This window comes from Methylorubrum podarium (assembly GCF_022179745.1).
GTDB classification, from domain to species: domain Bacteria; phylum Pseudomonadota; class Alphaproteobacteria; order Rhizobiales; family Beijerinckiaceae; genus Methylobacterium; species Methylobacterium podarium.
In genome coordinates, this window is sequence record NZ_BPRD01000524.1 from 1 (window position 1) to 3,241 (window position 3,241).

At 64.0% G+C, this 3,241-nt stretch carries 4 protein-coding genes; all 4 read right to left on the bottom strand.

Annotated features, from left to right (window positions below):
- The coding region (locus MFF42_RS22670) for a hypothetical protein (protein WP_238257937.1) at positions 1-481 on the bottom strand (481 nt) is incomplete at its 3' end.
- Positions 482-757: 276 nt separating this feature from the next.
- Positions 758-1,099 carry a hypothetical protein gene (locus tag MFF42_RS22675; RefSeq protein ID WP_238257938.1) on the bottom strand — a complete coding sequence of 114 codons (342 nt, stop codon included), beginning with the start codon at positions 1,097-1,099 and terminating at the stop codon, positions 758-760.
- Positions 1,100-1,304: 205 nt separating this feature from the next.
- Positions 1,305-1,526 (bottom strand): helix-turn-helix transcriptional regulator, encoded by a 222-nt coding sequence (locus MFF42_RS26625; protein WP_373875211.1) that lies wholly within the window; start codon positions 1,524-1,526, stop codon positions 1,305-1,307.
- A 237-nt stretch (positions 1,527-1,763) separates the two neighbouring features.
- Complete coding sequence (locus MFF42_RS22685; protein WP_238257942.1) at positions 1,764-3,059, bottom strand: site-specific integrase; 1,296 nt, start codon at positions 3,057-3,059, stop codon at positions 1,764-1,766.
- Positions 3,060-3,241: the final 182 nt, after the last annotated feature.

Sequence of the window (3,241 nt, forward strand, 5' to 3'; positions counted from 1 at the left end):
GCCCACCCCTGGGTTGGTTTCTGGCCCACCCCTGGGTTGGTTCACCGCCCAGGTCTCGATCCTGATTTTGGGACCTGAAGCCTCGCTGCTCTCTGCGGTCGGAAAGCGTCCGCTGCCGGGCGTCGAGCTTCATGATTGCGTCGTACGGCGGCTCCTGGGGAAAGCTGTAGACCGTCGCTCGCTTGCCATTGCCCGGCTCATAGGTGAGCCACCCATGGCTCGCGAGCGCCTTCCGGTGTGAGTTGCAGACTGAGCTATCCCCACACTTTGGCACCTCGGCAATCATGCGTTCGTCGCCGACAGTTGCCGTCCAGGTTCCCTTGTCGAGGTGTTTGAGCAGGCGCGAGAAAAACCGAAACTCGCCCGGCTTGAGGCGTTCGTCGGTGCTGGCCACCTCCAGCAATTCGAATTTCTGGCGTGTTAGCCGTGCTTCCTCCTCCGCACGAACCGTTCGCGTGCGCGGGTCAGCCGGCTTGTTCATCGGTCTGGGACTCTGCCGCACCCTCACGAGGCGCGGAGCTACAGGGCGACCCGTCGTGGCGGGCGAGAGATTCGAGGGCTGCCACGGCACCCGAAAGGTGCAGCAATGCTTCACGGGCCTGCGGGAGGCTCAGCACCGCCTCCTGCGTCCTGCCGCGTGCGTCGTGAAGCCGGAGCTCCACAGTCTTCTCGGAGTTGCGGTAGAATGCGCCCACGGTGAGTTTCCCGCGAGCGAGCGCCGTCAGGCCGCCTTTGTAGGCCCGGCCGCGTGAGTCGTTCATGCGGTGACCTCGCGCGGGGCGCCGGCACGGCCTTTCTCGAAACTCAGGCGGAACTCCTCCATCGCGCCCGCGATCCAGTAACGAATCCAGGTTGGCGACGGATCAGGGGTGCCAAGATGGGTTTCCGCCCACGCGTCACCGGACAGGCATTGTGGATCGGTGAGCGCCCAGGCGGCGTCCCGTAGATCGCCGGGCCGATCGGCTATCGCTTCGACGTCCAGGTTCGCGAGCGTTACCAGGGTCGGAAAACTCGCCTCCGCTGCCCATTCGGCGCCAGCGAACATGGCCTCGCACCGCATGGCTTGATCGCAGCGCTGGGAGAATGAAAGCGCGCTCATCGCGACTCCTCGGTAGCTTGAGTTTCCTGTTGCCGGTGGTCGAAGGCATCGGCCACGGCTGCTGCGAGATCCGAGGGGCAGCCGCGCTCAACAGCGCGACGGAGGACGCGCAGGCGGTTTGGCTCGATCCCGCCTTCTGCGAGCTCTTCGAGGATTTGGTCCAGTTCGCCGGGCTGGACGGGTCGGGGAGGGGGAAGGCCGAGCATCACGCCTTCGCCTCCGAAGTGGAGCGACGGCGGGACGCGGCGATCCACGCATCCAGCGCGGCCCGCTCGTATCGGACGGATCTGCCGAGCTTGATGAACTCGGGGCCGCCGCCGCTGATTCGCAGCTTTTCGAGTCGATGAACACCAAGTCCGACGTAATTCGCGGATTCTTGAGTTGTTAAAAGCCGATTTTCGACTTGGATCTTAGCTGTACTTTCCAACTTACTTCCCCACGTTTTGCGAGTGGGGCGGCTGGTCTAGGACAGGCATAGAAGAAGCGTGCGGTCCTAAGACCAGCACGCCTCACAAGCGAGGCTGACGCTGTATCGCGCACACCGGACCATCCGGGCAGCGGAATTTGTGAGTAGCCAGACTTCAGGCGCCAGATCGCCTGAAACGGACGTCCTCCCGGGGTAGAACCGGCAGGCTGAGAGATAGTATGGGATGCTTCGTTCTAGTCAAGCCTGCTTGCGGACACCTGCGATCTGAATCACCTCTGCCAGCGGCTTGCTTTCCAATGCTGCAGAGATCGTACTGCCGATTCGATCGGATGCCGCTCGGACCGGATCCGCGTCGAGGTGCGCATAGCGTGCCGTCGTAGAGGGTTGGGTGTGCCCGAGGAGCTTCCCAACGATCGGGAGGCCCATGCCGCCGCCCGCGCCGATGCTCGCGAATGAATGGCGCAGATCGTGGATCCTGAGGCCGGGCAACTCGGCGGCCTCGGTGATTCGGGCCCACGGCTTCTTGAGATCGGTGCGGGGCCTCGCCGGGTCACTGCTGGCGATGACGTAATCTCCGGCGCGAGGCAAACCCTCAAGCACTGCGAAGGCAGGGGCATTCAGGACCACCGCGCGCCGGCCCGTCTTCGACGTGGCGAGGAAGATCATGCCGCGCTCGAAGTCGACGTCTCCCCATCGAAGGTTGAGAATTTCACGGAGGCGGCAGCCGGTGAGCAGCAACAGCCGAATCGCACCGACGACGTGGGGCGAATAGATTTCTCGCCGGTTTTCCGGTTTGGCGGCGTGCTTCGTTTTTTTGGTGGGATCGGGCTCCCAGGAGATTCCGACCGTCTCCGCATCCCGCAGGACGGCCCCCAGGCGCTGGAGCTCCGCGGTGGATAGGTAGCGCTCTCGCTTCTCCTCGGTGAACTTTTCCAGGCCGCGGACAGGGTTGGTGAAGCCCGCGGGGACGAGGCTGCGACGGGCGGCAAAATTGAACATCGCCGAGAGCATCGAGGAAAGACGATTGGCCGTGGCTTTGGTCCCTGCCTTCCCGAGCCTCCCGTGCAAGGCGTCGATGTCGGCTGACGTGATGGTCATTGCCTTCCGGGTGCCGAGGGCGGGCCGGACGTGCTTGTCCAGGTAGTGCCGGTAGAGGGTCGCGGTGCCGGCTGCGAGCTTCGGCTCAACCGATTCTGTCATCCAGACTTCGGCGATCTGGCTCACGGTCTTGGCCTCACGTTCCTGCCGACGCTGTGCGGCTGGATCATCACCGTGGCGTGCCTGAGCGAGCCGATCGCGAGCGAGCTTGCGCGCCTCGTCTGCGGTGATGACGCCGTGGCGGCCGAGTGCCAGCCGAACGCTCCGCACAGACCGGCCGCCGCTGCCGGGGCGATACTCCACGATGTAGGTTTTCGAGCCAGAGGGGGCGACCCGCACACCGAACCCGGAAAGCTCGGTGTCGTAGACCACGAAAGCCTTGTCCGTTGGATCGAGGCCGTCCACCGACCGCTTCGTGATCCTCGTCTTTGCCATCCATCCGCCTCCCGTGACGGCACCGTGACGGCACGTCATAGGGACGCCACGGGATGCTCGCGGAGGCAAGGTACAAGACGGAACAGGTAGAAGCAACGCCAGATCAATGGCTTACGGATGCTGGCGGAGGTTCGGGGAGGCTCGCAGAAACTCAGCAAATAACTTTGACATGGTAGGGGTCA